The organism is Streptomyces sp. NPDC048257 (assembly GCF_043201855.1).
GTDB lineage: Bacteria > Actinomycetota > Actinomycetes > Streptomycetales > Streptomycetaceae > Streptomyces.
Genome location: NZ_JBICZI010000021.1, coordinates 1 through 26,566 on the forward strand (window position 1 = coordinate 1; position 26,566 = coordinate 26,566).

The 26,566-nt window shown below is 73.0% G+C and carries 26 protein-coding genes; 11 read left to right on the plus strand and 15 right to left on the minus strand.

Annotation, left to right across the window (positions count from 1 at the left end; all coding sequences use genetic code 11):
• Nucleotides 1-283: 283 nt before the first annotated feature.
• Nucleotides 284-742 carry a hypothetical protein gene (locus tag ACGFZK_RS29135; protein WP_393851833.1) on the minus strand — a complete coding sequence of 153 codons (459 nt, stop codon included), beginning with the start codon at nucleotides 740-742 and terminating at the stop codon, nucleotides 284-286.
• Between the two features lie 159 nt (nucleotides 743-901).
• Here ACGFZK_RS29135 and ACGFZK_RS29140 point away from each other — a divergent pair, with 159 nt between their 5' ends.
• The gene (locus ACGFZK_RS29140) at nucleotides 902-1,396 is read left to right on the plus strand and encodes a hypothetical protein (RefSeq protein ID WP_393851834.1); all 495 of its coding nucleotides are present in this window, start codon (nucleotides 902-904) and stop codon (nucleotides 1,394-1,396) included.
• A gap of 51 nt (nucleotides 1,397-1,447) precedes the next feature.
• Here ACGFZK_RS29140 and ACGFZK_RS29145 read toward each other — a convergent pair whose 3' ends face one another.
• The 3 genes from ACGFZK_RS29145 to ACGFZK_RS29155 are packed head-to-tail and all read right to left on the minus strand — an operon-like array spanning nucleotide 1,448 to nucleotide 3,832.
• Nucleotides 1,448-2,224 (minus strand): enoyl-CoA hydratase/isomerase family protein, encoded by a 777-nt coding sequence (locus ACGFZK_RS29145; protein WP_393851835.1) that lies wholly within the window; start codon nucleotides 2,222-2,224, stop codon nucleotides 1,448-1,450.
• On the minus strand, nucleotides 2,221-2,676 hold the full coding sequence (locus ACGFZK_RS29150; RefSeq protein WP_393851836.1) for a Zn-ribbon domain-containing OB-fold protein: 456 nt from the start codon (nucleotides 2,674-2,676) through the stop codon (nucleotides 2,221-2,223). The genes ACGFZK_RS29145 and ACGFZK_RS29150 overlap by 4 nt, the downstream gene beginning before the upstream one ends.
• A gap of 4 nt (nucleotides 2,677-2,680) precedes the next feature.
• Entirely contained in the window at nucleotides 2,681-3,832 is a 1,152-nt protein-coding gene (locus ACGFZK_RS29155) for a lipid-transfer protein (protein WP_393851837.1), read from the minus strand.
• A 94-nt stretch (nucleotides 3,833-3,926) separates the two neighbouring features.
• Here ACGFZK_RS29155 and ACGFZK_RS29160 point away from each other — a divergent pair, with 94 nt between their 5' ends.
• Nucleotides 3,927-5,561 (plus strand): FadD3 family acyl-CoA ligase, encoded by a 1,635-nt coding sequence (locus ACGFZK_RS29160; RefSeq protein ID WP_393851838.1) that lies wholly within the window; start codon nucleotides 3,927-3,929, stop codon nucleotides 5,559-5,561.
• A 6-nt stretch (nucleotides 5,562-5,567) separates the two neighbouring features.
• Here ACGFZK_RS29160 and ACGFZK_RS29165 read toward each other — a convergent pair whose 3' ends face one another.
• The 4 genes from ACGFZK_RS29165 to ACGFZK_RS29180 form a co-directional block, all read right to left on the minus strand.
• Nucleotides 5,568-6,140, minus strand: a complete 573-nt coding sequence (locus tag ACGFZK_RS29165) for a Uma2 family endonuclease (protein WP_393851839.1) — start codon at nucleotides 6,138-6,140, stop codon at nucleotides 5,568-5,570.
• Nucleotides 6,141-6,217: 77 nt separating this feature from the next.
• Complete coding sequence (locus tag ACGFZK_RS29170) at nucleotides 6,218-6,949, minus strand: class I SAM-dependent methyltransferase (RefSeq protein ID WP_393851840.1); 732 nt, start codon at nucleotides 6,947-6,949, stop codon at nucleotides 6,218-6,220.
• A gap of 125 nt (nucleotides 6,950-7,074) precedes the next feature.
• Entirely contained in the window at nucleotides 7,075-7,257 is a 183-nt protein-coding gene (locus ACGFZK_RS29175) for a hypothetical protein (RefSeq protein WP_393851841.1), read from the minus strand.
• Between the two features lie 178 nt (nucleotides 7,258-7,435).
• Nucleotides 7,436-10,618: a BTAD domain-containing putative transcriptional regulator gene (locus tag ACGFZK_RS29180; protein ID WP_393851842.1), complete on the minus strand. Its 3,183-nt coding sequence runs from the start codon at nucleotides 10,616-10,618 to the stop codon at nucleotides 7,436-7,438.
• A gap of 132 nt (nucleotides 10,619-10,750) precedes the next feature.
• Here ACGFZK_RS29180 and ACGFZK_RS29185 point away from each other — a divergent pair, with 132 nt between their 5' ends.
• Nucleotides 10,751-11,977 (plus strand): amidohydrolase family protein, encoded by a 1,227-nt coding sequence (locus ACGFZK_RS29185; protein ID WP_393851843.1) that lies wholly within the window; start codon nucleotides 10,751-10,753, stop codon nucleotides 11,975-11,977.
• A 40-nt stretch (nucleotides 11,978-12,017) separates the two neighbouring features.
• On the opposite strand, the gene ACGFZK_RS29190 is transcribed toward ACGFZK_RS29185, so the two are convergent.
• A complete protein-coding gene (locus tag ACGFZK_RS29190; protein WP_393851844.1) occupies nucleotides 12,018-13,334 on the minus strand; it encodes an MFS transporter in 1,317 nt (438 codons plus the stop codon).
• Nucleotides 13,335-13,636: 302 nt separating this feature from the next.
• On the opposite strand from ACGFZK_RS29190, the gene ACGFZK_RS29195 reads away from it, so the two are divergent.
• Nucleotides 13,637-14,131 carry a GNAT family N-acetyltransferase gene (locus tag ACGFZK_RS29195; RefSeq protein WP_393851845.1) on the plus strand — a complete coding sequence of 165 codons (495 nt, stop codon included), beginning with the start codon at nucleotides 13,637-13,639 and terminating at the stop codon, nucleotides 14,129-14,131.
• Nucleotides 14,132-14,221: 90 nt separating this feature from the next.
• Nucleotides 14,222-15,082 carry a trypsin-like serine peptidase gene (locus ACGFZK_RS29200; protein WP_393851846.1) on the plus strand — a complete coding sequence of 287 codons (861 nt, stop codon included), beginning with the start codon at nucleotides 14,222-14,224 and terminating at the stop codon, nucleotides 15,080-15,082.
• Nucleotides 15,083-15,156: 74 nt separating this feature from the next.
• On the opposite strand, the gene ACGFZK_RS29205 is transcribed toward ACGFZK_RS29200, so the two are convergent.
• The 5 genes from ACGFZK_RS29205 to ACGFZK_RS29225 form a co-directional block, all read right to left on the minus strand.
• Nucleotides 15,157-15,600 (minus strand): NUDIX hydrolase, encoded by a 444-nt coding sequence (locus ACGFZK_RS29205; RefSeq protein ID WP_393851847.1) that lies wholly within the window; start codon nucleotides 15,598-15,600, stop codon nucleotides 15,157-15,159.
• A 159-nt stretch (nucleotides 15,601-15,759) separates the two neighbouring features.
• On the minus strand, nucleotides 15,760-16,986 hold the full coding sequence (locus tag ACGFZK_RS29210) for an ABC transporter permease (protein ID WP_393851848.1): 1,227 nt from the start codon (nucleotides 16,984-16,986) through the stop codon (nucleotides 15,760-15,762).
• The gene (locus ACGFZK_RS29215) at nucleotides 16,983-17,699 is read right to left on the minus strand and encodes an ABC transporter ATP-binding protein (protein ID WP_393851849.1); all 717 of its coding nucleotides are present in this window, start codon (nucleotides 17,697-17,699) and stop codon (nucleotides 16,983-16,985) included. Before ACGFZK_RS29215 ends, ACGFZK_RS29210 begins: the two co-directional genes overlap by 4 nt.
• A gap of 5 nt (nucleotides 17,700-17,704) precedes the next feature.
• Nucleotides 17,705-18,808, minus strand: coding sequence for a peptidoglycan-binding protein (locus tag ACGFZK_RS29220; RefSeq protein ID WP_393851850.1), 1,104 nt, complete (start codon nucleotides 18,806-18,808; stop codon nucleotides 17,705-17,707).
• Nucleotides 18,805-19,284: a hypothetical protein gene (locus tag ACGFZK_RS29225; RefSeq protein WP_393851851.1), complete on the minus strand. Its 480-nt coding sequence runs from the start codon at nucleotides 19,282-19,284 to the stop codon at nucleotides 18,805-18,807. Before ACGFZK_RS29225 ends, ACGFZK_RS29220 begins: the two co-directional genes overlap by 4 nt.
• A 90-nt stretch (nucleotides 19,285-19,374) precedes the next feature.
• Here ACGFZK_RS29225 and ACGFZK_RS29230 point away from each other — a divergent pair, with 90 nt between their 5' ends.
• The 3 genes from ACGFZK_RS29230 (at nucleotide 19,375) to ACGFZK_RS29240 (ending at nucleotide 22,249) form a co-directional block, all read left to right on the plus strand.
• Nucleotides 19,375-20,037, plus strand: coding sequence for a response regulator transcription factor (locus tag ACGFZK_RS29230; protein WP_393851852.1), 663 nt, complete (start codon nucleotides 19,375-19,377; stop codon nucleotides 20,035-20,037).
• Nucleotides 20,038-20,153: 116 nt separating this feature from the next.
• The gene (locus tag ACGFZK_RS29235) at nucleotides 20,154-21,374 is read left to right on the plus strand and encodes an ATP-binding protein (RefSeq protein WP_393851948.1); all 1,221 of its coding nucleotides are present in this window, start codon (nucleotides 20,154-20,156) and stop codon (nucleotides 21,372-21,374) included.
• Nucleotides 21,375-21,415: 41 nt separating this feature from the next.
• On the plus strand, nucleotides 21,416-22,249 hold the full coding sequence (locus ACGFZK_RS29240) for a hypothetical protein (RefSeq protein WP_393851853.1): 834 nt from the start codon (nucleotides 21,416-21,418) through the stop codon (nucleotides 22,247-22,249).
• Here ACGFZK_RS29240 and ACGFZK_RS29245 read toward each other — a convergent pair.
• Entirely contained in the window at nucleotides 22,221-22,850 is a 630-nt protein-coding gene (locus tag ACGFZK_RS29245; RefSeq protein WP_393851949.1) for a hypothetical protein, read from the minus strand. The genes ACGFZK_RS29240 and ACGFZK_RS29245 overlap by 29 nt on opposite strands.
• 251 nt (nucleotides 22,851-23,101) lie before the next feature.
• Here ACGFZK_RS29245 and ACGFZK_RS29250 point away from each other — a divergent pair, with 251 nt between their 5' ends.
• The 3 genes from ACGFZK_RS29250 (at nucleotide 23,102) to ACGFZK_RS29260 (ending at nucleotide 26,064) form a co-directional block, all read left to right on the plus strand.
• Nucleotides 23,102-24,049 carry an LLM class F420-dependent oxidoreductase gene (locus ACGFZK_RS29250; protein WP_393851854.1) on the plus strand — a complete coding sequence of 316 codons (948 nt, stop codon included), beginning with the start codon at nucleotides 23,102-23,104 and terminating at the stop codon, nucleotides 24,047-24,049.
• Between the two features lie 13 nt (nucleotides 24,050-24,062).
• Nucleotides 24,063-24,848, plus strand: a complete 786-nt coding sequence (locus tag ACGFZK_RS29255) for an SDR family NAD(P)-dependent oxidoreductase (RefSeq protein ID WP_393851855.1) — start codon at nucleotides 24,063-24,065, stop codon at nucleotides 24,846-24,848.
• 94 nt (nucleotides 24,849-24,942) lie between these two features.
• The gene (locus ACGFZK_RS29260; RefSeq protein WP_393851950.1) at nucleotides 24,943-26,064 is read left to right on the plus strand and encodes an LLM class flavin-dependent oxidoreductase; all 1,122 of its coding nucleotides are present in this window, start codon (nucleotides 24,943-24,945) and stop codon (nucleotides 26,062-26,064) included.
• The last annotated feature ends 502 nt before the right edge of the window (nucleotides 26,065-26,566 follow it).

Here is a 26,566-nt window from a genome sequence, read left to right on the forward strand (position 1 = left end):
TCCCGGTAGGCGTCCTCGTCCACATTCGGCCAGGCCACACCGATCAGATCCAGCAGTGTGTCCGCCCAGTCCGGCACCGTGACAGACATGCTCCCGCACCCCCCGTGCTCATGGGAATTCCCCCGACGCTTCTGCGAATCATCCTTACATGGAGTCCGACAACACGGCAGGAAGGGGTCGGCAGTTGGGATCGTTAGGAGACATGGAGGGGCTGGTTCGGCTTCTCTGTGCTCGTTTGCTCAGGCGATCTGCGGTGATGGCCGAGCCGCTGTCCGCGCCACCCCTAGACGGGGGTCGTCGGGGGGAGGGGGCGGGCGCGGCGGGTGGGGCGGCCGCGCATGACCGCCGCGCCCAGGAGGATGAGGGCACCCGCGCCGAAGGCGTTCGCGAGGCCGTCGCCGAGCCCCGAGGCGTCGCCGCCGACCGTGAGGCTTCCGGCGGCCTGTCCCTGGCGGACCGTCCACAGGACGGTGAAGCCGAGGACGACGATCCCGGCCAGGGCCATGAGCAGCCGCGAGCGGAGCAGGACCGCGCACAGGGTGAGGACGGCGGCGAAGAGGTACGGGAGCAGGATCGAAGCCAGCAGGGTCGACCCGCGGTCGGTGATCCCGGCGGAGCCGAAGAGCTCCTGGACGCGGTAGTCGCGTCCGAGACGGCCGTCGTACCAGGCACGGAAGGGGCTCCAGACGGCGGCCGCCGCTCCGATCAGACCCATCAGGGAGCCGAGTGCGTTGCGGAGCATGCCCGGCCCTCCGGGATAGGGGTCTCGATCCCGACGCTACGCCCGGCCCCCGCGGCCCGCACCCCGGACGGGGTGGGAATCGGCCCGTCCGCCCCCCTTGCGGGGCGCGCCCCGGCTGGTAGCGTGGCCCGCCGTTGTCCCAGGGGAGGAATTCGGGCCATGGTGGCTGGGCGTCGTATCAGGTTCACCGCGGTGCTGGTGGCCGTCGTGTTCGCACTGACCGGGTTCTCGTCGCACGGCGGGAGCAGCAGCAGCGGGAGCAGTGGCAAGAGCGGCAAGAGCAGTAAGAGCAGCAGCGGTGGCGGGTGCTCCAGCTCCAAGAGCAAGAAGAAGACCCACGGCAGCAGCAACGGCACGGCCTCCGCGTCGCCCTCGGCAAGCCCGAGCGGTGCCCCGGCCACGGCCGTGGTGGTCACCTGCGTCGGCGGCACCTCGCCGGTCACCACGGTCAGGTTCACCTCGAACGTGGACCGCAGGGCGACCTTCGTGGTGAACCTGTACCGGGAGGGCGCGAACGGCGTCACGGTCGAGTCGACCGTCGTCAAGGAGACCCTGAAAGCCCGCGAGACCCGCACGGTCGAGGTTCCGCTCAAGGAGCCCTCGCGCGCGGCCGAGGTCAAAACGTGCCGACTCGACCGGCCGTTCGAATCCTGAGGCTCGCCAGGCTCGCCCCGCGCCTGCCGCCCACCGCCGCCGCCCGGCCCGTCAGCGGAGCCTGAACTCCGTACCGGGCCGCCGCGCGCCGAACAGCTCCGCCTGCCGCTCCGGTGCCAGGTTGCCCAGCGAGATCAGCGCCGGGGCCTGGGCCAGGGCCTGCTGCAGTGCGGCCTGCTTCGCCGACCACAGGGCCCGTACGGTGCCCTGCACGGCCTCCGTCGGGAAGCCGGCCAGGGTTTCCGCCGCGTGCACGGCCGCCGGGAGCAGCCCGTCCGGGGCGGTCAGCTCCGAGACGAGGCCGATCTCGTGGGCCCGGCGTGCGGAGAGCCGTTCGGCCGTGCCCATGAGGGACATCCGGGCGGCCTCGCCGAAGGGCATCCGCTGCGCCATGTAGACGGCCTCGTAGGCGCTGACCATCCCGTAGGTGGTGTGCGGGTCGAAGAAGGTGGCGCTTTCGGAGGCGATCAGGAACTCCGCCTCGCCCAGCAGGTAGAAGGCCCCGCCGCAGGCCATGCCGTTGACGGCGGCGACGACGGGCTTCCACAGGTCGCCCGCCTTGGGCCCGATGGCGATCAGCGGGTCGTCGGTCGAGTAGGGCGAGGCGGGCTGCGGCACGTCGACGCCGCGGTCGATGCCGGTGCAGAAGGCGGCCGCCCCGGCGCCCGTCAGTACCACCGCCCGTACCTCGTCGGCGAAGCGGAACTCCCGCCACACCGCGCTCAGTTCGGCGGCCGTCGCCAGGTCGATGGCGTTGTGCCGGTGCTCGCGGTCGAGGGTGACGACCGCGACCCCGGTCGCCTTGTCCCGTTCCACCCGCACGGTCATGACTTCTCCAGCACCCAGCGGGGCACGGCCATGCCGCCCGTCTCGGTGAAGACCACCTGGACGCGCGAACCGATGCGCAGCCGGGCCGGGTCCACCGAGTCGAGCGGGGCGTCGGCCGAGGTCACCAGGTTCCCGGCGAGCCGGATGTGCGGGGCGTCGGCGAGCTCCACGAGGATCACGTTGTACGGAGCCTGCGCGGCGTAGGCGGGCAGCAGCGGCGGGTGCGGGCGTACGTAGGACCAGATGCGGCCGCGGCCGCTCATCCGGCGCCACTCGCTGTCGAAGGACCGGCAGTGCGGGCAGCAGGGGCGGGGCGGGAAGCGCAGCCGGCCGCAGGCGGAGCAGGCCTGGACGCGGAGCTCGCCGCGGGCGGCGTACTCCCAGAAGGGGGCGCCGTCCTCGTCGGGGACCGGCAGCAGCAGCTCGTCCGCGGAGGGGGTGGTGCTGGTCATCGGGTCAGCTCCTCAGCAGGATCGCGGACGTCGGGACTCCCTCGCCCGCCGTCACCAGGCAGGTCGCGGCGTCCGGCACCTGGGCGGTGGAGACGCCGCGCAGCTGCTTGACGCCCTCGTTGATCAGGTTGAAGCCGTGCACGTACGCCTCGGACAGGCCGCCGCCGCCGGTGTTGATGGGGAGCCGGCCGCCCATCTCCAGGGCGCCGCCCTCGGTGAAGGCGGCGCCCTCGCCGCGTCCGCAGAAGCCGTAGCCCTCCAGCGAGAGCGGGATCAGCGGGGTGAAGGCGTCGTAGATCTGGGCGACGTCCACGTCCTGGGGCCCGAAGTCGGCCTGCTTCCACAGGTGGCGGGCGGCGGTCCAGGCGGGGCCGGACAGCGGGTCGTCGTTCCAGTAGTTGACCATGCCGTGGTGCTGGGCGGGCAGGCCCTGGGCGACGGAGTGCACGTAGACGGGCTTCTGGCGGCAGTCGCGGGCGCGCCCGGCGGAGACGATCACGCAGGCCAGTGCCCCGTCGGTCTCCAGGCAGTTGTCGAAGAGGCAGAGCGGGTCGCTGATCATGCGGGAGGTCATGTACATCTCGCGGGTCAGCGGGCGTTCGTACATCATCGCGGCCGGGTTGGCGTTGGCCCGGTTGCGGCAGGCCATCGCGACGTTGAAGAGGTGGTCGCGGGTGGCGCCGTACTCGTGCATGTAGCGGCGGGCGAGCATGCCTATCTCGTCGGCGGGGCGCAGCAGGCCGAAGGGTCTGGTCCACTGGCCGGGGGTGGGCAGCTGGACGGCGGTGTTCTTCCAGGGGCGGGGGCCCGAGCCGCGTTTGCGGGAGCGCCAGGCGACGCCGACGGTGGCCTGGCCGGTGGCGACGGCGGAGGCGAGGTGGCCGACGGTGGCGCAGGAACCGCCGCCGCCGTAGCCGATCTTGGAGAAGAAGGTGACGTCGCCGGCGCCGATGGCCTTGGCGACCTCGACCTCGTCGGTCTCCTCCATGGTGTAGGAGGCGAAGGCGTCGACCTCGGACGGTTCGATGCCGGCGTCGGCGAGTGCCGCCAGGATGGCCCGGCAGGCCAACTCCTTTTCGGACTGCGGTAGTTGTTTGGCAAAGGCGGTCTGCCCGATGCCGACTATCGCCGTAGCGTCCTTGAGCGTTGCGCCCATCGCCACCTCCGGGGTGCGCCAGTACTGACAGCCGCGAAGGCTACAGCTAATCTGACGGATAGTCAGCTACTGGGTCTGCGGGAAGGTGGCACGCATGGGCGACTACGGGCGCGACGACCGGCACGAGGACGTGCGCGGGGACCTGCGCTGGGGCAGCATCGCCGGGCTCGTCCGGGCGGCAGCGGCACAGTACGCCGACCGCGAGGCCGTCGTCGACGGGCGCGCCCGGATCGGTTACGCGCAGCTCGGCGAACGCGTCGAGCGCGCCGCGGCCGCCTGCATCGCCACCGGGATAGAGCCCGGCGACCGGGTCGCCGTCTGGGCCCCCAACACCCTGGAGTGGATCGTCTCCGCCCTCGGCGCCGTCTCGGCGGGCGCGGTGCTCGTCCCCCTCAACACCCGTTTCAAGGGCGCGGAGGCCTCGTACGTCCTCCAGCGCAGCCGGGCCCGGCTGCTCTTCGTCACCGGCACCTTCCTCGGCACCTCCTACGTCGCCTCCCTGCGCCGCGCCGCCGCCGAGGGCCCCGGCACCGGCCCGCTGCCCGGACTGCCGCACCTCGAACAGGTCGTCGTCCTCTCCGACGACGCCCCCGACTCCTTCCGCACCTGGAAGGACTTCCTCGCGGGCGGGGACGGCGTACCGGCCGCGGCGGTACGCGAGCGCGCCGGGGCCATCCGCCCCGAGGACCCCTCCGACATCATCTTCACCTCCGGCACCACCGGCAGCCCCAAGGGCGCGGTCATCACCCACGCCCAGTCCCTGCGCTGCTACGACGTGTGGAGCGAGCTCGCCGGACTGCGCGAGGGCGACCGCTACCTGATCGTGAACCCCTTCTTCCACACCTTCGGCTACAAGGCCGGGATCATCGCCTGCCTGATGCGCGGGGCCACGATGGTCCCGCAGTCCGTGTTCAACGTGGACACCGTCCTCGCGAACGTCGCCGCCGAGCGGATCTCCGTACTGCCCGGACCGCCCACCCTCCACCAGTCGCTCCTCGACCACCCGCAGCGCGACCACCACGACCTCTCCGCCCTGCGCCTGGTCGTCACGGGCGCGGCGGTGGTCCCGCTCCGGCTCGTCGAACGGCTGCGCGGCGAGCTGCGCATCGCCACCGTCCTCACGGCGTACGGGCTCTCCGAGGCCAGCGGCATCGTCACCATGTGCCGCCGGGGCGACCCCGCGGAGATCGTCTCCGCCACCTCCGGCCGGGCCATCCCGCACACGGAGGTGCTGATCCAGGACGCGGACGGGCATCCGCTCCCGGCCGGGCAGGCGGGCGAGATCGTGGTCCGCGGCTACCACGTCATGCAGGGCTACTTCGAGGACCCCGAGGAGACCGCCCGGGCGATCACCCCGGAGGGCTGGCTGCACACCGGCGACGTGGGGTTCATGGACGAGGACGGCAACCTGCGCATCACGGACCGGATCAAGGACATGTTCATCGTCGGCGGCTTCAACGCCTACCCCGCGGAGATCGAGCAACTCCTCGGCCTCCACCCGGACATCGCGGACGTCGCCGTGATCGGTATCCCGGACCCCCGCCTGGGCGAGGTCGGCAAGGCCTACGCGGTCCGCCGCCCCGGCTCCACCCTGACCGCCGACGACCTGATCGCCTGGTCCCGCCGCGAGATGGCCAACTACAAGGTCCCCCGCACGGTCGAGTTCGTCACCGAACTCCCCCGCAACGCGAGCGGAAAGATCCTCAAACGGACCCTCCGCACCCGTTGAACCGGATCAGGGAACGAGCGAGCCCAGCTCGATGGCCGCGGGGAACGGCACCGCGACCTTGAGCCACCCACGGTGGATTCCGGTCGCGACGTAGGACCGGGTGACGGTGTCCAGCTCGTAGACGTGGACGGCGGGCCCGGTCGTCTCGTCCTCGACGCGCCAGAAGTGGGGGATTCCCGCCTGGGCGTACTTGAAGGGCTTGATGGAGCGATCGCGGTCGGCCGACTCCTCGGACACCACTTCGATCACCAGAACCACCTCGTCCGGGAGATAGCGGGTACGGTCCGGGTCGTAGGGGGCGGCCGCAGCCAGGACGTCAGGTTCCGGGCGGCTCTTCCGGTCGAGCCGTACGGTCATCTCCCGTTCGATCTCGATGCCGTCAGGTGCCGACTGCCGCAGGGCGAAGGTCAGGTTCTCCACGAGCCGGGAGTGCCAGGACCGCTGTGGGGACATCATGAAGATCAGCGCTCCGTCGATGAGCTCGGTGTGCCGGGGAGCCTGGGGCAGGTGATCGAGGTCGTCCGCTTCCCAGCCGCTCGGGCGGGGCGGGAGCATCCATTCGGGGAGCTCGGCGGCCATGGTGTCCTCCAGGGGGTGCGCTGGTTCAGCCTACTCGGCGGCGCCCTCGCCTTCCGGGATACGGCGGGGCGGCCACGCTACCGGCGGCGGGCCAGGAGGAGGCGCCAGTGGGGGGTGCCGTCCGGGCGGCGGCCGAAGTGGTCCAGGGGGACCGTTTCGACCGTGAAGCCCGCCGCCTGGAGGTCCGTGCGGACTCCGGCCAGGGGGAAGGTCCGGTAGTACATGACGAACGGGGGACGCCACACCGCGTTGCGGACCCGCATCGCCGCGTCGAAGCCCGTCACCGCCCACCACACCGGTGAGCCGAGGGGCAGCGGGGCGCCGATCGGGAAGGCGAAGACGCCGCCCTCGCGCAGCGCGGAGTGGATCCCGGAGAAGAGCGCGGGGCGCTCCGACGGGAGGAAGTGGCCGAAAGCGCCGAAGCTGACCGCCAGGTCGTAGGTGTCCGCGAGGGCGGGCGGCAGGGCGCGCGCGTCGGCCCGCACGAAGTCCACGCGGTCGGCGTCCGCGCCGTACCTGCGCCCGGCCTGCGCCAGCATCCCCGCGCTGAGGTCGACGCCGGTCACCCGCCCCCGGCACAGCCGGCGCAGCATGCCGATCCCGGCGCCCGTGCCGCAGCACACGTCCAGGCCGGCGTCGAAGCCGCCCTCCCACTGGGCCAGGGTCTCCTCGACGGCGTCGAGCATCCGGTCCGGGGTGCGGAAGGGGGTGTGGTCGAACTTCGGCGCGAGGAGGTCGTAGCCCCGTTCGACCGAGGAGAGGCCCTGCACTGCCAGTTCGCGGACGCTCGGCCCGTGGGAGGAGAACACACCCCCAGCCTATGCCGCCGCCGGGCTCCGGCCCGGGCGCACGCGTGCGGCGGTCGCGGTGGCTCCCCCTCCGGGCCACCGCGACCGCCGTTCCCCCGTTGAATCCCCCGTACGTCTTCTACGTGCTACGGACGCGGGCCGGACGCGTGGTTGTCCAGCGTCTGGATCTCTTCGTCCGTGGTGGCGGCGGGAGCCGCGTCCTTCTCGAGCGGCTTGATCTCGATGCCCGAGGCGTGGTTGTCCAGGGTCTCGATCTCGACGCCCGAGGCGTGGTTGTCGAGCGGCTTGAGGTTCTCGTTCGTCGTCATCGGTTCTCCTGATGGATGGGTGGGGCTGGGCCCGTTCGGCGATTCCCCCGATGACCGCCGAACGGGTAGTCCTCCAACCGGCCCGAGCGCCCCCCCGACGCGCCGGGTCGATGCACCTATCGTGTCGGAGCGCGATAAACGAACGATGAACGCCGCGTTCAACCGGCGTCCGTGCAGCTCAGGCCGCGATCTCCGAGGCCAGCAGGGCCTGCACCTCGCCCAGTTCGGCGGATCGCAGCTGCGTGAACACGGTCTCCGCGTCCCGCCAGCAGGCCCGCGCCCGGTCCGTCTGCCCCAGCCGCCGCAGCGCCTTCCCGAGCACCGTCAGGACCGTCGCCCGGCGCCACTCCCCGCCGATGCCGCGCAACGCGATGGCCTGCTCGGCGTGCGAGGCGGCGAGGGTCGGCCGGCGCGCCGCCAGGTGGGCCTCGGCGAGCCGGAAGTGCGTCACGCCCTCCCACAGCGGCTGGCGGTTCTCGTGGAACAGCGACAGCGCCTCGGCGAGCTGCGCCAGGGCCTCGCCGAGCCGCCCCGCCTGGGTGAGGGCGATGCCCAGCGCATAGCGGCCGTTGGCCAGGCGCAGGCTCAGCCCCATCCGGTCGTAGATGGCGATGCCCTGCTGGGCGAGGTCTATGGCGCTGGTCAGGCGGCCCAGTTCCACGTGGATGCGGGAGAGGTTGCACAGGGCGCTGGCCTCGCCGACGTTGTTGCCGTCGGCGCGGAAGCACTCGATGGCCTCCAGCAGGTAGCGCTCGCCGTCCGCGTGCCGGCCCTCGTAGAGGGCGATGATCCCGCGGTCGTTGGGCGCCCAGCACCGGGGCAGCGGGTCGCCGGCCTCGCGGGCGAGCACGGTGGCCCGGGCGGCCTCGTCGTCGGCCTCGGCGAAGCGGCCCGCGACCAGGTGGACGTTGGTGAGGGTGGTGCGGGCGCGGCCCTCGGCGTACGGGTCCTTCGCAGCCTGGCCCGCGTCGCGCACGGCCACCGCGGCCGACTCGTACTGCCGGGAGTTGGCCCCGGACTCGGCCAGGTCCTTCGCGGCCCACAGCAGGTCCACGGCCCGGCGCAGGACCAGCGTCTCGCCGCCCCGTACGGCGGCCTGCCGTACGCACGCCAGCAGCGGGTCGGCCTCGGCGTACAGCCAGTCCAGGGCGGCGCGCGGTTCGGCGAAGACCAGCCCCGGGTAGTGGGTGTCGGACAGGTGCGCGGGCAGCCGGTCGCCGGGCCGTTCCAGGGCGTAGACCCCGGAGGCGGTGGCCAGGTAGAAGTCCAGCAGCCGGTCCAGGGCCGCCTCGCGCCCGCTCGGCGGCTGCTCGTCGCGCTCGGCGCAGGCACGCGCGTAGAGGCGTACGAGGTCGTGGAAGCGGTAGCGGCCGGGTGCGGCGGATTCCAGGAGGGAGCAGTCGACTAAAGCCTCGAGGAGGTCCTCGGTGTCGTACTCGGGCAGGTCGAGTACGGCGGCTGCCGCGGACAGCGAGATGTCGGGCCCGTCGGCGAGCCCCAGGAGGCGGAACGCGCGCTGCTGGGCGGGCTCCAGCTGGCCGTAGCCCAGCTCGAAGGTGGCCTTGACGGCGAGGTCGCCGGCCTGGAGCTCGTCGAGGCGGCGGCGTTCGTCGCCGAGTTTGGCGGCCAGGACGGAGACGGTCCAGGTGCGGCGGGCGGCGAGCCGGGAGGCGGCGATGCGGATGGCGAGCGGCAGGAAGCCGCAGGCACCGACGACGTCGAGGGCGGCCTGGCGTTCGGCGCGCACGCGCTCCTCGCCGACGATGCGGGTGAAGAGCTGGAGGGCCTCCTCGGGGCTCATCACGTCGAGGTCGACGAGATGGGCCCCGGCGAGGCCCGCCATGCGGACCCGGCTGGTGACGAGGGCGGCGCAGCCGGCGGTGCCCGGCAGCAGCGGCCGGACCTGGGCGGCGTCGCGGGCGTTGTCGAGGAGGACCAGGACGCGGCGGCCGTCGAGGGTGGAGCGGTAGAGCGCGGCCCGGTCGGCGGGGGAGTCGGGGATGGCCGTGTCGGGGGTGCCGAGGGCGCGCAGGAAGGAGCCGAGGACGGCCTCCGGTTCGGCGGGGCGGGCCTCGGTGCCCTGGAGGTCGACGTACAGCTGGCCGTCGGGGAAGTGCGGTCGGGCGGCGTGGGCGACGTGCACGGCGAGGGTGGTCTTGCCGACGCCGCCGATGCCGGCGAGCGCGGAGACGGCCATGACCTGGTCGAGGGCGCCGCCGGTGAGGACGGCGCCGAGCTCGTCGACGAAGCTGGCACGGCCGGTGAAGTCGGGGACGGTCGCAGGCAATTGGGCGGGCCTCACGTGAACGGTCGCGGCGGCGGGGGCCGGGTCCTCCGCGCGGGCGAGGTCGGCGTCGGCGCTCAGTATGCGCTGCTGGAGTGCGGCCAGTTCGGGGCGCGGGTCGACGCCGAGCTCGTCGGCGAGGAGGCGGCGGGTGTCGGCGTAGACGGCGAGGGCCTCGGCCTGCCGTCCGCTGCGGTAGAGGGCGAGCATCAGCAGCTCGCGCAGGCGCTCGCGCAGCGGGTGGGCGGCGGTGAGGGCGGTCAGCTCGGAGACGGCCTCGGCGTGGTGGCCGACCTCCAGGTCGAGGTCGAGACGGGTCTCCAGCAGCTGGAGGCGCCATTCGGCGAGCCGGATGCGCTCCGTCTCGGCATGCGGGCCGGGGACCCCGGCGAGCGGCTCGCCCTCCCAGAGGTCGAGGGCGCGGGCGAGGAGCGTACGGGCGAGGGAGCGGTCGCCGGCGGCGCGGGCCGCCTCGGCGTCGGCGGCGAGGCTGCGGGCGACGCCGAGGTCGAGGGTGGCTGCGGAGCGCAGCCGGATGGCGTAGCCGCCGGACTCGGTGACGAGCAGGCCGGGGGCGACGACCTTGCGCAGGCGGGAGGCGTAGGTACGGATGGTGGCGAGGGCCTGCTGCGGCGGGTCCTCGCCCCAGATGGCGTCGATGAGCTCGGGCGCGGTGGCGGTGCGGCCGTCGCGCAGCAGGAGTACGGCGAGCAGGGCGCGCTGCTGGGGGGTGCCGGAGGGCAGCACCTCGGCGCCGCGCCAGGCGCGGACGGGGCCGAGGACGGCGAAGCGGGACTCGCCGGGGCCTGCGGCGCATGCGGTGGCCCCGGCGGCGGGGTGGGCGGGGCTCCCGGCGGCCGCCGGGCCCGCGCCGGTGGTTCCGGCCCGTGCGGCGGTGGGCGCCGTCCGCGGCGCGGACCCGGTGGCGGAACGGCCGCCTCCTGCGCCTCGCGCCCCGGCGGGACGGCCGTCGGTGCGGGCGTCGGTGCGGGCGTCGGCTTCGGGTGCGGGTGCGGCGGCAGCCGTAGGGGCCTCGGGGTGTTTCCGCGGGCGCGGGATGGCCGGTACGCCGTCCATCAGTCGTCCCCCTGCCTTCCGGTCGTTGTCATGGTCAGTCTGCCCTGTCTCGCGCGTACACGTCAGCCCGTCCTTGACCGATCACCGGCCAACTAGCTGACGGTTCGTCAGATCAGCGCTACCGTATGGGTCATGGAGACCTTCCCGAAGATCATCTCGGTGGACGACCACACGGTGGAGCCCCCCCACGTCTGGCGGGACCGGCTCCCGTCCAGGTACCGCGACATCGGGCCCCGCGTCGTCCGCGCACCGCTGAAGGAAATGACCTTCCTCGGCGGCAAGTTCGCCCCCGTCATGGGGGCCCCGGGCGACGACGGCCCCATCGGCGACTGGTGGGTGTACGAGGACCTGCACCGGCCGCTCACCCGCCTCGACACGGCAGTCGGGTACGACCGGGACGAGATCAAACTGGAAGTCATCACCTACGAGCAGATGCGCCCGGGGTCCTTCTCGGTTCCCGACCGCCTCGCGGACATGGACGTCAACCACGTCCAGTCGGCCCTCTGTTTCCCGACCTTCCCCCGCTTCTGCGGCCAGACCTTCACCGAGGCCAAGGACCGCGAGCTGGGACTTCTCGGCGTACGGGCCTACAACGACTGGATGGTGGAGGAGTGGTGCGGCCCCGACGCCCGCGGCCGGCTGATCCCCCTCACCCTGATCCCGCTCTGGGACGCCCGCCTGGCCGCCGCCGAGGTCCGCCGCAACGCCGCGCGGGGCGTGCGCGCGGTCGCCTTCTCCGAGATACCCCCGCACCTGGGCCTCCCCTCCATCCACACGGACGAGTGGGACCCCTTCCTGGAGGCGTGCAACGAGACCGGAACGGTCATCGCCATGCACATCGGCTCCTCCTCCCGCATGCCGTCCACCTCCGCGGACGCCCCGCCCGCGGTCGGCTCCACCATCACCTTCGCCAACTGCTGCTTCTCGATGGTCGACTGGCTGATGAGCGGCAAGTTCGAGCGCTACCCCAACCTGAAGATCATGTACGCGGAGGGCCAGATCGGCTGGATCCCGTACATCCTGGAGCGCGCGAACGTCGTCTGGGAGGAGAACCGGGGCTGGGGCGGAGTCGCGGACAAGGTGCTGCGCCCGCCGTCGGAGCTCTTCGCCGAGCACGTCTACGGCTGCTTCTTCGACGACGCCTTCGGCCTGAAGAACCTCGACTCGATCGGCGTGGCCAACGTCCTGTACGAGACGGACTACCCCCACTCGGACTCGACCTGGCCCAAGTCCCGCGAGGTCGGCGAGTCCCAGATGGGCCACCTCGCGCCGGACGTGGTGGACCGCATCGTGCGCGGCAACGCGATCGACCTGCTCGGGCTCACCGCGGAGGGCCTGTGGGCGGGACCGGGGGCGTGACGCCGTAGCCGGTGGGACGTGACCGGCGCCGCCCGCCCGGTCACGCCCCGCCCCTGCGCCCGTGCCCGTGCCCGTGCCCGCGCCCGCGTCTGCGCCTGCGCCCGCACCCGTGGGCACGCTCACGCCCGCGCCCCCGCGGCCCGGTTACGAGCAGCAGCGCCGTGGCCAGCCCCGCCACCATCAGCAGCGGCAGCAGCGCCCGTACGTCCACGCAGGCCACCAGGCCGGCCCCCAGCGCCAGGGCCACCGCGTTCGGTACGAAGATCAGGGTGTTGGCCGTGGCCGCCGCACGGCCCAGCACCGCGTTCGGGACCTCGCGCTGCACCGCCGTCAGCGCGGCGATCAGCACGCACGGCAGTCCCGCGCCGATGGCCGCGCTGCCCGCCAAGGCCGCCGCGTCGTACGGCAGCGCCCGGGAACCGGCCCCGAGCGCGAACAGGGCCACTCCCGCGGCCGTGAACACCCGCTCCGGCAGCCGCCGCAGCAGCGGGCCCGCCGCGAGACCGCTCAGGACCGAACCCGCCCCCTGCACCGCGTACAGCGCCCCCACGTAGGTGGGCGCGCGTCCCAGGACGTCATCGGCGACCGCGTAGACCAGCGCGCCGTTCAGCCCGGCCAGGAACATCACCGCGGCGCCGGCCGACACCAGCGTGCGCAGCGCGGGCGACGCCCACAACTGCCGCCCGCCCGCCGCCATCCGCGCGAAACCGCCCGCGTCGGCCGCGTCCCCGGCTCCGTCCCCGCCCGGCTGCCGGTAGCGCTCCCGCTGCGGCGGCTCCTCGTGCACCCGCAGCAGGGCGAAGATCCCCGCCGACAGCGCGAAGGTGGCCGCGTCGAGCAGCGCCACCGATGGGCCGCCGAACCGGGCGAACAGGCCCGCGCCCACCAGGGGCGCGAGCAGCTTCGTGCTCTCGTTGGCGGTCAGCCGCAGCCCGTTGAAGTCCCCGAGGAGCCGGTGGCCGACGGCCCGCGGCACCAGAGCCGCCTCCGCCGCGCCGTGTACGGTCCCGCAGATCCCGTACACGAGCAGGACCGCGAACAGCAGCCACACCCGGTCCGCCGAGTCCAGCAGGAGCAGTACGGGCAGCAGTGCGGCCATCACCAGACCGAGGGCGACCAGCAGCGGCCGCCGGGGCAGCCGGTCGGCGAGCGTCCCCAGCGCGGGACCGGCCAGGACCGGTGCCCACATGGTGAACACGGTCAGGGCCGCGAGCGCGTCCGAGCCGGTCAGCGACTTCACCCAGACTCCGGCGACCAGCCACATCGCGGTCGTGCCAAATCCCGAGACCACCACCCCGGAGAGGTAGAGCCCCGCGTTGCGGTCCCGCAGGACCTTTCCCGTTCCCCAAGTGGCCACCAGGTCAGCGTGCGTTCTAAGGCGGGGCGCGGGGATCGGGCAGACGCCCTATAGGGCGCGCCGGACGGGAGGCGCCGCATGGCTGCTCGAACCGCTTGCCCATCCGCAGTCCGCCCGGCCAGGGCCTAAGGGCTGTCCCGTAATCCCCGGTGGATCAGCGCACGGCGTCAGATGCGGTGCATCGCAAGGCGGAGGGGCGTCCTCATACTGTGCGTGTTCGGGCGTTCCGACCACGCAGCGAGGTGCCGTAGCTGTCGTCGTGCGCCCGCCGGGGATTACGGGACAGCCCTTAGCATCGGGGCGTGCCCCGACTCGAGTTGCTGCGCTTCGACCATGCTCCGGCCCTGCTCGCGTTCGAGCGGGAGAACCGGTCCTACTTCGCCGCGTCGGTGCCCGACCGGGGCGACGACTACTTCGACCGCTTCGACGCGCGGCACTCCGCGCTGATGGCCGAGCAGGCCGCCGGGCTGTGCTTCTTCCACGTACTGGTGGACGGCGGCGGTGCGGTGGTGGGCCGGGTCAACCTCGTCGACGTGGCGGACGGTTCGGCCGAGCTCGGCTACCGGATCGCCGAGCGCGCCGCGGGGCGGGGCCTGGCCACGGCCGCGGTCCGGGAGGCGCGCGGGCTGGCGGTCGCGGAGTACGGACTGACCGCGCTGCGGGCGGTCACGACGCTCGACAACCCCGGCTCGCGCGCGGTGCTCGCCCGCACCGGATTCGTGCCCACCGGTGATGTCGATCTGGACGGCCGCCCGGGCCTGCGTTTCGCATGCGATCTGCGGCTCGACACCGTGTGAGGAACGGGCCGTGAGCCGCCCCCGGCCTTGCACCCACCCCCGTCGCCGAGGCATGCTTCGCCAGGGCAAAGCGGGAGGATGATCATGCCGGTGGACAAGCGGACCGTCGTGACGGCGGTGCTGTGTGCGGTGGCGGCGCTGGGGGCGTCCGCCGCGGTGGCCAAGCTGGCACCGCCGCCCGAAGGGGCCCCGCAGGTGCAGGCGAAGGCCGCGCCCACCGCCTCGCCGACGGGACCGCCGTCGCGTTCGCAAGCCGCGAAGCCTCAGCTCTCCCCGCCGCCCGCGGCCACTCTGCCGCCGGCCGTCACACCGCCGCCCGGTGGGCCCGCCGCCTTCACCGGGGCCCTGTTCACCAACGGCCTGGACAGCGATCACTTCTGCACCGCCACCGTGGTCGGCAGCCCCGGCCGGAACATGATCATCACCGCCGGGCACTGCCTGCTCGAAGGCGACCAGAGCGACGGAAGCGCCGTCTTCGCGCCTGCGTACGCCAACGGGGTCGCCCCGTACGGCACATGGAAGATCGAGGAGGTCTTCGAGGACGACCGCTGGGCGGAGGGTACGGACGACGACTACGACCTCGCCTTCGCGCGCCTCGCCCCGGACGCCCAGGGCCGCACCATCGAGGACGTGACCGGCGCGGCCGTGCTCGACACCAGTGGCCGCGCGGGGGAGGAGGTCACCGTGACCGGATACCCCGCCGACCGCAAGGTGCCCCGTACCTGCACCTCGGTCGCCGTCCGCGAGAGCCCGACCCAGCAGCGTTTCGACTGCGCCGACTTCCCGGGCGGCACCAGCGGCAGCGCGTGGATCGCCCGCGACGGAAAGATCATCGGCATCCTCACGGGCGGGGACACCGACGACGTGTCGACCAGCACGGTCCTCGGGGAGTACGCGGCCTCGCTGTACGCCAAGGCCACCGCGAAGCCTGCCGCGAAGCCGACCGCCTAGACCGACCGCCTAGACCGACCGCCTAGACCGACCGCCTAGACCGACCGCCTGGGCCCACCGCCTGGGCCGGCCGCCTACGCCAGCAGCCCCAGGTGGACCGGCTCCGCCGGGGTGTCGGCCAGCAGGTCCGCCAGGCGTGGCGGCCACAGGGGTTCGCCCAGGGTGGCGAGGCGCTGCGGCGAGAGCCACTGCCAGTGGATGCCCGGCGCCTCCAGGACCGGCTCGCGGTGGGGGCCGCTGGTCACGTAGATGTGCTCGTGCTGGCGGACCGGGATCCCCTGGTGCGTGAAGTCGTGCTCCCAGGTGCAGAGCAGCCGTTCGGGCTCCAGGTCGGTCCACCCGGTCTCCTCGCGCAGTTCGCGCCGCACGCAGTCCTCGGGGCTCTCGCCGGGATCGATCCCGCCGCCGGGCGGCAGCCAGTGGATGCCCACCTCCACGTTGTCCTCGCGGAAGAGGAACACGGATCCGGCGGGGGACAGGATGACAACGCGCGCTGCGTGACGTGGAGTTCGCCTCATCGATTCAATGTACGCCGGTGATCGGTTCCGGGGAACGGACCGGGGGATGGCCTGGGGCCCGGCCTTTGGCCGCCGTCTGCCCGGGCGATCCCCCGGTCCCCGGGTCCGATCCCGGTCCGGTCCCCCGGTCCGATCCCGGTCCGATCCCGGTCCGTTCCCCTACGCCGCCGCCAGCGCCAGCGTCGGCGACAGCCGGGCCGCGCGCACCGCCGGGTAGAGGCCGGCCAGGGTGCCGATCACCAGCGTGGAGGCGAAGCCGCCGGTCACGGCCCAGAGCGGGACGACCCAGGGCAGGTCGCCGGCCCGGGCGTAGACCGCCGTGGCCGCTCCGCCCAGGACGATGCCCGCCAGTCCGCCGAGGCCCGACAGCAGCAGGGACTCCGTCACGAACTGGATCCGGATCTGCCCCTTCGTGCCGCCCAGGGACCGCCGCAGACCGATCTCATGACGCCGCTCCAGCACCGAGATGATCATGGTGTTGGCGACGCCGACCCCGCCCACCAGCAGCGCGATCCCGCCGAGCCCCAGCAGCAGCGTGCTGAACGCGCCCTCCGTGGCCGCCTTCGCCTGGAGCGCCGCCGAGGGGTCGCTGACCTGCACCGCGCTCGGGGTCTGCGGGTTGGCCGTCTGCGGGATCAGCTTGCGGACCGCCGCCACCCGGTCGTCCGCCGACCGCTCGTACACCGCCGTGGGGTGACCGCCGAAGCCCAGCAGCTGCTCGGCCGCGTCCCACCCGATCAGCGCGGAGCGCTCGATCTCCGGGGCCAGCGGGATCGGCTCCAGGATGCCGATCACCGTGAAGTACCGGCCGCCGATGAAGACCTGCTGGCCCGGTTCGGTGATGCCGAGCCGGCGCGCGGAGACGTCCCCGAGGACCACCGAGGGGTAGCGGCCGGTGACCGCGTTGAGCCAGGTGCCGCTCGCCATCCGCGCGCGCAGGGTGCCCAGCAGATCGTCCTTGGCCGCCTTGAGCACGATGCCGCCCGTCTCCCCCTTCGGGATGTTCTCCGACCGGCGCACGGACTCGGCCACGTCACCGGTGGTGCCGACCGACTCGACCCCCGCGATCCGGGAGATCATGCCGGGGGCGTCCTTGGGCAGTGTGGTGTCCTGACCCGTGAACATCCCCTCGCCCGGCTTCGCGACCAGCATGTTGGTGCCGAGCTTGTCGAGCTCCCGCAGCAGTTTGGCCTGGCTGGAGGAGGAGATCCCGACCACCGCGATCATCGTCGCGATGCCGATGGCGATGCCGAGCGCGGACAGGAACACCCGCATCGGGCGGGAGCGCAGGCCCGCCGATCCGACGTGCAGGACGTCCCGCGGCGACAGCCTCGGCGGGGTCAACCGCCGTGCGCGTGACCCCGTACGGGACCTCGCGCGGCTCATGACGCCACCCCCGCGCGGCTCCGCAGGTCCGCCACGATCTCCCCGTCACGGATCCGCACCTGCCGCGGCAGGCTCGCCGCGATCTCCTGGTCGTGGGTGATCACCGCGATGGTGGCCCCGTCCCGGTTCAGCTCGCGCAGCAGCTCCATCACCGATTCCCCGGACGCCGTGTCCAGCGCGCCCGTCGGCTCGTCGGCCAGCAGCAGGTCCGGTGCGCCCGCCACCGCCCGGGCGATCGCCACCCGCTGCTTCTGCCCGCCGGACAGCTCGTGCGGCCGGTGGTCCATCCGGTCCCCGAGGCCCACCCGCTCCAGCGCCTCGGCCGCCCGGCGCAGGCGCTCGGCCCGCGAGAGGCCGCTGTACAGCAGCCCCTCGGCGACGTTCGCCCGGGCGCTGATGCCCGGCACCAGGTGGAAGGACTGGAAGACGAAGCCGACGTGCCGGGAGCGCAGGGCCGACAGCGCACGGTCCGAGAGGGCCGCGATGTCGTAGCCGGCGATCCGTACGCCGCCCGCCGTCGGGCGGTCCAGGGTGCCGACGATGTGCAGCAGGGTGGACTTGCCGGAACCCGACGGGCCCACGATGGCGAGCAGTTCCCCGGCGGTGACGGTCAGGTCGACCCCGCGCAGGGCCGCGACCCCGCCCGGGTACTCCTTGGTGACCCCGGTCAGCTCCACGACCGTGTCCGGCCGCGTCGCCGGATGCGTCGTCATGGCCGTCACAGCTTCGGGATCCCCACCTGCATGCCCTCCTTGAGGGCGTCGCCGGTCACCTCGACCCGGCCGTTGCCGAACATGCCCAGCTCGACCGGGACCTCGCGGGCCCGGCCGTCCTCCACGACCTGGACGCCGAAGCCGCCGCCCGCGAGCGCGAGCAGCGCGTTGACCGGTACGGAGAGCACGCCCTTGCGGGTCTCGCCGGTCAGGGCGACGGTCACCGGGGACTGGTCCGGGGCGTTCACCTCGGCGGGCTTGTCGAAGGTGACCATCACCTCGACCTTGGCCTTCTTGTCGCCGCCGCCCGGGCCGCCCGCGCCGCCGTCGCCCTTCTCGTCGGGCTGGGCGGACCCGCCCACCGAGTCGATCCGCCCGGTGGCGCTGCCGCCTCCCGGCAGCCGTACGGTCACCGGGTCGCCGGACTTCGCCGCGCCCGCCTTGGCCGCGTCCAGCTGGAAGCGGACGATCCGCTCGGTGCCCGTGACCGTCAGCACCGGCTTGCCGGGCCCCGGCTCGTCACCGACCGCCGCGTCGTTCGCGCGCACCCGCTGCGGTCCCGAGGCGAAGGCGACGTCCTCCTTGCCGACCTCGCCCGTCTCCGCCGCCTTGTGCGCCTTCTGCCAGCGCTTGACCGCGGCGGCCGTACCCGCCGTGAAGGCGCCGTCCTGCGGGTCGAGCCCGCTCCCGTACCCGAGGGCCTGAAGGTTCCGCTTGAGCTGCTTGACGTCCTCGCCCTTGTCACCGGACTTCAGCGGCCGGTACATGGGAGTGGACCCGTACATGAGCCGCACCGCCCGGCCGTTGACCTCGTAGAGCTTCCCGTCCCGCTCCACCGCCGACCCCGCGCCCGCGATCCAGGTCAGCACGCCCGGCCCGCCCGCGTTGAGCTTGCGCTCCTGCGCGTAGCCGAGGGTGCCCTCCACCTGGAGGCCCGAGCTGAGGTCGCCGCGCTTGACCGGCGCCGTGGCCGGCGGCAGCCCGCCGGCCGCGCGCCGCTCCTGCCCGTCCGGGTCGCCCTGCGGCTGCGCCATGACGGCCCAGCCGCCGCCCGAGACGGCCAGTACGGCAGCCAGCGAGCCCAGCAGCCACTTGGCCCGTTTGCTCATCGGGCCGTGTCGCACTTCTTCTGGGCCTCCTCGAAGGCCTTCTCCTGCCCCTTGGGGATCTCGGTGGCGCTCTTCATGCCGCCGTTGTACTCAGGGTCCTTGAGGGCGACCCCGTTCTCGCGCATGCACCGGATCCACTCCAGCTCCTTGTCCTTCTCCTCCTGCGTGGGCTCCTTGCCGCTCCCGGTGCTCATCCCGCAGGCCTTCATGGCCTCCTGCATCTTCTGCGGGTCGGCGTCCCCGCCCAGCGTCATCCCGCGCGGGTCCTGGCCGGGCTCGGGGTCGGGCACGTCTATGCCGTGCTCGCGCAGGCACTGGCGCATCTTCACGGCGTTGTCGGCCACCGTTTCGGAGCCGCCGCCGGCGCCCCCGGAGGTGTCCTTCTTCCCCGCCGACGAGTCGTTCGCGCAGGCGGTGGCGAACAGGGTCAGCCCGGTGACGACCGCGGCCGTGGTCATGATCAGGGATCGCTTCATGGGCCCGAGCCTGCGGTGAAAGGGGCTTTCGCTTCCCTCTCGCACCCTGCTTACAACGGCGAAATACCGATCTCCGGTAAAGAGGACGCCATGCGCGTACTGGTGGTGGAGGACGAGGAATTCCTCCGGGAGATGATCGCCGAGGGGCTGCGCCGCGACGCGCTCGCCGTCGACGAGGCGAGCGACGGCCCGGAGGCCCTGCAGCGGCTGCGGCTGGGCGAGTACGACGTCCTCGTCCTGGACCGCGACCTGCCCGGCCTGCACGGCGACGAGGTCTGCCGGCAGGTCGTGCGCGAACGGCTGCTGACCCGCGTCCTCATGCTGACCGCGTCCGGGACCGTACGGGACCGCGTCGAGGGCCTCGGTCTCGGCGCCGACGACTACCTCACCAAGCCCTTCGCCTACGACGAGCTGCTCGCCCGGGTGCTGGCCCTGGGCCGGCGGGCCCGCCCCGCCCTGCCGCCCGTCCTGGAGCGCGCCGGGATCGCCGTCGACACCGCCCGGCGCAGCGCCACCCGAGACGGGCACCGGCTCGCGCTGTCCCGCAAGGAGTTCGCCGTGCTGGAGACGCTGCTGCGCGCCGAGGGCGCCGTCGTCAGCAACGACGACCTGATCGAGCAGGTGTGGGAGCAGGACACCAGCTACTCCACCAACGCCGTCCGCGTCACCCTCAGCAAGCTCCGCGCCAAGCTGGGCGAGCCGCCGCTGATCGAGACCGTGCCGGGCGCGGGCTACCGGATCGCCGCCCGGTGAGCGGGCACGGGGTGAGCGGGCACGGGGTAAGCGGGCACGGGATGAGCGGCCGTCGTCCGTGGCGGGGTCGTCCGCCGCGGGCTCTGCGGGTGTGGGGCCGCCGGGTGTGGGGACTGCTGCGGACCGAGCGCGGACGCCTCACCGCCCTGTACGGCTCGCTGCTGCTCCTCGCGGGCGGCGGCCTGGTCGCGCTGGTGTACCTGCTGGTCGGCCAGGGCCTCTACGCGAGCGTCAGCGGGGCCGTACGGACCGTCAGCCCGGCCTACGCCGTCCAGTCGCCCTGGGCGCCCGTCCCCGGCCGGACCCTCACGCCGGGCTGCCCCTGCGAACCGGCGAAGGCCCTGCCCCCCGGTCAGGCCCCCACCCCCGAGCAGCTCAAGAGCTACGCGTACACCCAGAACCTCTCGGACGCCGTCACCGACGCCACCCGGCACCGGCTGCTGATGTACTCCCTCCTCGCGCTGGCCGTCTTCGCCGTGCTGTCGATCTGGCTCGCCTGGTGGATGGCCGGCCGGGTGCTGCGCCCCGTGGGCGTCATCACCGAGACCGCGCGCCGCCTGTCCGGGGAGAACCTGGACGAGCGGATCTCCCTCGACGCCCCGCCCGGCGAGCTCAAGCAGCTGGCCGACACCTTCGACGCCATGCTGGGCCGGATGGAGCAGCTGGTCTCCGCACAACGGCGGTTCGCGGCGAACGCGGCGCACGAACTGCGCACCCCGCTGGCCGTGCAGCGGGCGGCGGCCGAGATCGGGCTGGCGGGGGACCCGTCGCCGGAGAAGGTCGCCCGGATCCGGGCCAAGCTGATCGGGGTCGCCGACTCCAGCGAGCACCTCATCGAGTCCCTGCTGCTGCTCGCCGTCTCGGAGCAGGGGCTGGAGTCCACCGGTCCGGTGGACCTGGCGGTGCTCGCGGCGGCCGAGCTGGCGGCCTGTCCGCAGCAGGGGCTGACCGTCGTACGAACCCTCGCGCCGCTGACCGTGCAGGGCGACGGGACCCTGCTGGGGCACCTCCTGCGGAACCTGTTGGTCAATGCAGTGCGTCACAACCGCGCGGGCGGCCGGATCACCGTCTCCACGTCCCCCGAGGGGGAACTGACGGTGTCGAACACCGGCCCGGTGATCGATCCGGCCGACGTGCCGGGGCTCCTGGAGCCCTTCCGCAGGCGCGCCGAACGGCAGCACACCGCAGGTGAGGGGGCCGGGTTGGGGCTGTCGATCGTGGCGTCGATCGCACGGGCGCACGGGGCGGAGCTGGTGGCCGAGGCCAATCCGGGGCCGGCGGGCGGCCTCACGGTGCGCGTCCGCTTCCCGGTGTCCGACGAGGCGCGCACACCGTAGCCACCCGGGCTCCGCGGGCCTGCTGATGTACGGTCGGACGAATGAGCAAGCACGCCCGAGCCCGCTCCCGCCCGCCCCGCAGGACCCGTACCCGCCGGGTGGCCTTCGCCGCCGCCCTCGGCCTGGCGACCTTCACGGCCGGCTGGGTGTACGTGGCCCAGGACGCGGACCAGGCCGCCGGCGCCGCCCGGCCGCAGGCCCGCGCGGATGCCCGGCCGCAGGCCGAGGACCGTGCCGCGCGTGACGCGCAGCGGGCCGCCAAGGCCGACGCCGAGCGGGTCGCCGCCCTCCAGGGCCTGACCGGGATCAGCGAGCAGACCCGGGCCCGGATCCCGGCCGAGTCCCTCCAGCTCATCCTGGTCACCGGCCGGGCCGACGACTCCTCGGAGTCCACCGCCACCCTCTACACCCGCCCCGCGGCCGGCGCCGTCTGGGTCCGGGCCGACAGCTGGCCCGCGCGCAACGGGGCCAAGGGCTGGTCCACCGAACGCACCTACGGCGACCTGACCTCCCCGCAGGGCGTCTTCGCGCTCACCGACGCGGGCGGCCTGCTGCCGAAGCCGCCCGGCACCCGGCTCCCGTACGACCAGGACAGCGGCTTCGTCGCGACGGGCCTCGGGGTGAACGGGGAGTCCCTGGCGGGCTCCTTCGACTACGTCGTCGCCATCGACTTCAACCGCAGGCCGGGCAAGTCCCCGCTGGACCCGGTCAAGCCGGACGGGGAGGACAAGGGCGGCAACATCTGGCTGCACGTGGACCACGACGGCCCCTCGCAGGGCTGCGTCGGCATCCCGAAGGAGGCCATGAAGAAGGTCCTGGAGACCCTCGACCCGGCGGCGAAGCCGGTCATCGTGATGGGGCCGGAAGGCTTCTGATCCGGGCGAACCGGGGGCGCAGCAGCAGCCCGATGTAGGCGAGGTCGAAGACGCTGCAGAGGATCCCGAGCCCGAGGATGAACGGTTCGTCCTCCAGCACCCCGAACAGCAGGGTCGGGGCGAGCGTCCCCAGCCATTTGGCGACGGCGATGGTCAGGGACTGCCCGTGCGGTCCCTGCCGGGCGGCGTACAGGGCGATGAACAGCCCGGACATCAGCAGGTTCTGCAGGAACGCCGAGTACCGGGTCGCGTCGTGCATCCCGAAATGCGCGAGGAACAGCCACTGCACGGCGAAGCCCGTACCGAACACCAGGACGGACCAGGTCGCGAACAGCGGCCGGGTCACGAAGCCGGGCAGCTCGGCCCGCCCGAAGCGCAGATAGGTGTAGACGATCACCAGGTCGGCCACCGCCCACACCACGTTGACCACGCCCTGCGGAGAGACCCCGGCGGAGAACTCGCGGACCGCGTAGGTCGACTCCCAGGCGAAGTTGAGCGCGAGCGCGGCGACGGGCATCGCGTACGTCCGGTCCCGCAGCCCGACGCGGATCGCCTCCACGTACACGACCGTCCAGGCGATCCCGCTGACCAGCGTGAGCATCAGATCCACGCGCGCACCCTAGCGAGGGGAAGGGGCGAGGGGAACGGCCCGAACCGCTGCTGCTCGAAGCAGGGCCCCGGCCCGCCCGGGGGTGCGGCGGCCGTATGCAGGTGCGAAGGGGGAATTCCCGTCCTGTTCGGGCCGAGGCGGGCCGTGGATGTGTCGCACCTCTTGTCTGACGATTCGTCAGCTACGACGATGGCCCGGCACCGATAGGACGATTCGGCAGACGAAGGCGAGGCGGGCCCGCCATGGCGCGCGTATTTCCGGAAGGTCGGCTGGTCTACGGGATGCAGCTCCCGGTCCAGTCGCAGAGCACCATCTACGCCGAACCCTGGGAGGCCTCGGCCGCCGCCGTCGATCTCGCCGAGATCGCGCGGGCCGCCGACCGGGCCGGCTTCGGGTACGTGGCCACCTGCGACCACGTGGCCGTTCCGCGGCGGCTCGCCGGCCCCATGAGCACCGTCTGGTACGACCCGGTGGCGACCCTGTCCTTCCTCGCCGGCATCACCGAACGCGTGCGGCTGCTGAGCCACGTCGCGATCCTGGGCCTGCGCCACCCGCTGATCAGCGCCAAGCAGTACGCCACGCTCGACCACCTCTCCGGCGGCCGGCTGATCCTCGGGGTGGGCGCCGGGCACGTGCAGGAGGAGTTCGAGATCCTCGGGGTGGACTTCGCGCGCCGCGGGGCCGTCCTCGACGAGACCCTGGACGCGCTGCGGGTGGCGCTGGGGCCCGAGGAGTACCCGGAGTTCGAGGGCGAGTCGTTCTCCTTCAAGGACCTCGGCCAGCTGCCCCGGCCCGCTCAGGAGCGGATCCCCGTCTGGGTGGGCGGCTCCTCGCCCGCCGCCGTGCGCCGCGCCGCGGTCCGCGGGGACGGCTGGCTCCCTCAGGGCGACCCGCGCGACCGGCTCCCGGCGCAGATCGCCCGTATCGGGGAACTGCGCGCCGAGGCCGGGGCGGCCGGCCCCTTCGAGATCGGCGCGATCACCGAGGCCCTGTACGTCGGCGAGCCCGGCTGGGACACGGGCCGCCGCACCCTCACCGGCAAGGCGGAGGCGCTCGCCGAGTCCCTGCGGGAGTACAAGGCGCTGGGCGTGGACCAGATCCAGGTCCGCTTCCGCAGCCGCGACCGGGCCGAACTCGTCGACCAGATCACCGCTTTCGGGGCCGAGGTGGCCCCCCTCCTCAACGACTAGGGGCTGAACGACCATGGGCAAGCTGGACGGGCGCGTCGTCATCATCACCGGCGCGGCACGCGGCCAGGGCGAGCAGGAGGCCCGGCTCTTCGCCGCCGAGGGCGCCAGGGTGCTCCTCGGCGACGTGCTGGACGAGCAGGGCGCGGCGGTGGCCAAGGACATCGGTGAGGACCGGGCGCGGTACGTGCGGATGGACGTGAGCCGCGAGGGGGACTGGGCGGCCGCGATTGCCGTTGCGAAGGAGACCTTCGGCCCGATCGACGGCCTGGTCAACAACGCGGGCATCCTGCGCTTCAACGAGCTGACCGCCACCCCGCTGGAGGAGTTCCAGCAGGTGGTCCAGGTCAACCAGGTGGGCGCCTTCCTCGGCATCAAGACGGTGGCCCCCGAGATCGAGGCGGCCGGCGGCGGCACCATCGTCAACACCTCCTCGTACACGGGCCTGACGGGCATGGCGTACGTCGGCACCTACGCCGCCACCAAGGCGGCGATCCTCGGCCTGACCCGGGTGGCCGCGCTGGAGCTGGCGGCCAAGGGGATCCGGGTCAACGCGATGTGCCCGGGCGCCGTGGACACCCCGATGGCCAACCCCGGCCTGCTGGACCCGGCGAACATGACCGACGAGGCCAGGGACGCGATGGCCGAGCTCTACAAGCGGGTGGTCCCGATGGGGCGGGTCGGTCAGCCGGAGGAGATCGCGAAGCTGGCGCTCTTCCTGACGGGCGAGGACTCCTCGTACATCACCGGCCAGCCGTTCGTGATCGACGGCGGCTGGATGGCGGGCGTCAGCATTCTCTGAGGGAGCGTCAGGTATTGACGCTCGCACCCCGGCGGTGGAACAGTCGAGGCATCAAATCTGACGCAACGTCAGAAACCAAAGGACGGTGAACCCCTTGGAATTCGGGCTCTTTGTGCAGGGATACGTGCCTGAGGCGCGGTCCAAGGTCGACCCCGAGGCAGAGCACAAGGCGCTGATCGAGGAGACCGAGTACGTCATACAGGCGGACAGGTCCGGCTTCAAATACGCCTGGGCCTCCGAGCACCACTTCCTGGAGGAGTACTCGCACCTGTCGGCGAACGAGGTGTTCCTCGGGTACCTCGCCCACGCCACCGAGCGCATCCACCTCGGCTCCGGCATCTTCAACCCGCTCGCCCCGGTGAACCACCCGGTCAAGGTGGCCGAGAAGGTCGCCATGCTCGACCACCTCTCCCGGGGCCGCTTCGAGTTCGGCACCGGCCGCGGCGCGGGCAGCCACGAGATCCTCGGCTTCCTGCCGGGCATCGAGGACATGAACGGCACCAAGGAGATCTGGGAGGAGACCATCGCGGAGTTCCCCAAGATGTTCCTCCAGGAGGAATACGAGGGGTTCCAGGGCAAGCACTGGTCCCTGCCGCCGCGGAAGATCTTCCCCAAGCCGTACGGGAAGGCCCACCCGGCCATGTGGTACGCCGCCGGGTCGCCGTCCTCGTACGCGATGGCGGCGAAGAAGGGCCTCGGCGTGCTGGGCTTCAGCGTGCAGAAGGTCTCCGACATGGAGTGGGTGCTCGACCAGTACAAGACGGCCATCCGGGAGGCGAAGGCCATCGGCGCCTTCGTCAACGACAACGTGATGGTCACCTCGACCGCGATCTGTGCCGAGACGCACGACAAGGCCGTCGAGATCGCCGTCAACGCCAACATGAACCGCTTCCAGTCGCTGGTCTTCCGCTACCACGACACCTTCCCGCGGCCCGAGGCGATCCCGCAGTGGCCCGAGACCCTGCCGGAGTACAACGCGGAGATCATCGAACTGCTGATCGCGGAGGAACTGCTGATCTGCGGCGACCCCTCCGAGGTCCGGGCGCAGTGCAAGCGGTGGGAGCAGGCGGGGGCGGACCAGCTGTCCTTCGGTCTGCCGACCGGGGTCTCGCCCGAGGACACGATGACGACGATCAAGCTGATCGGCGAGCACGTGATCCCCCACATCGACACGGACCCGATCCACCGCACGACCCGCTTCCGCCAGTCCGCGTAGCGCGGAGCCCGGCAGCCCCACCGAGTCCTCACCCGCCCGGGGTTCGGACCTGAACCGGGCAACGGGCTCGGCCCGGAACCCCGCGAGGGTCGCGGACCCGATCCCGCACCGGACCGCGAACGGGCCCTGGACCGGTTCGGCGGGGCTCCGCCCGGACCCGGGCGCGGCCCGGCACCCCGCCCGGGGTTCGGACCTGAACCGGCAACGGGCTCGGCCCGGAACCCCGCGAGGGTCGCGGACCCGATCCCGCACCGGACCGCGAACGGGCCCTGGACCGGTTCGGCGGGGCTCCGCCCGGACCCGGGCGCGGCCCGGCACCCCGCCCGGGGTTCGGACCCGAACCGGGCTCCCGGGCTCGGCCCGCGACCCCGGCCCGGTCCCGGACCCGAACTCGCGCCGGTCCGCGAACGGGCCCGGGACCGATCCCGCACGGGACCGCGAACGGGCCATGGCCCGGGACCGGTTCGGCCGGGGCGGGCCGGGACCCCACCCGGGGACGGGT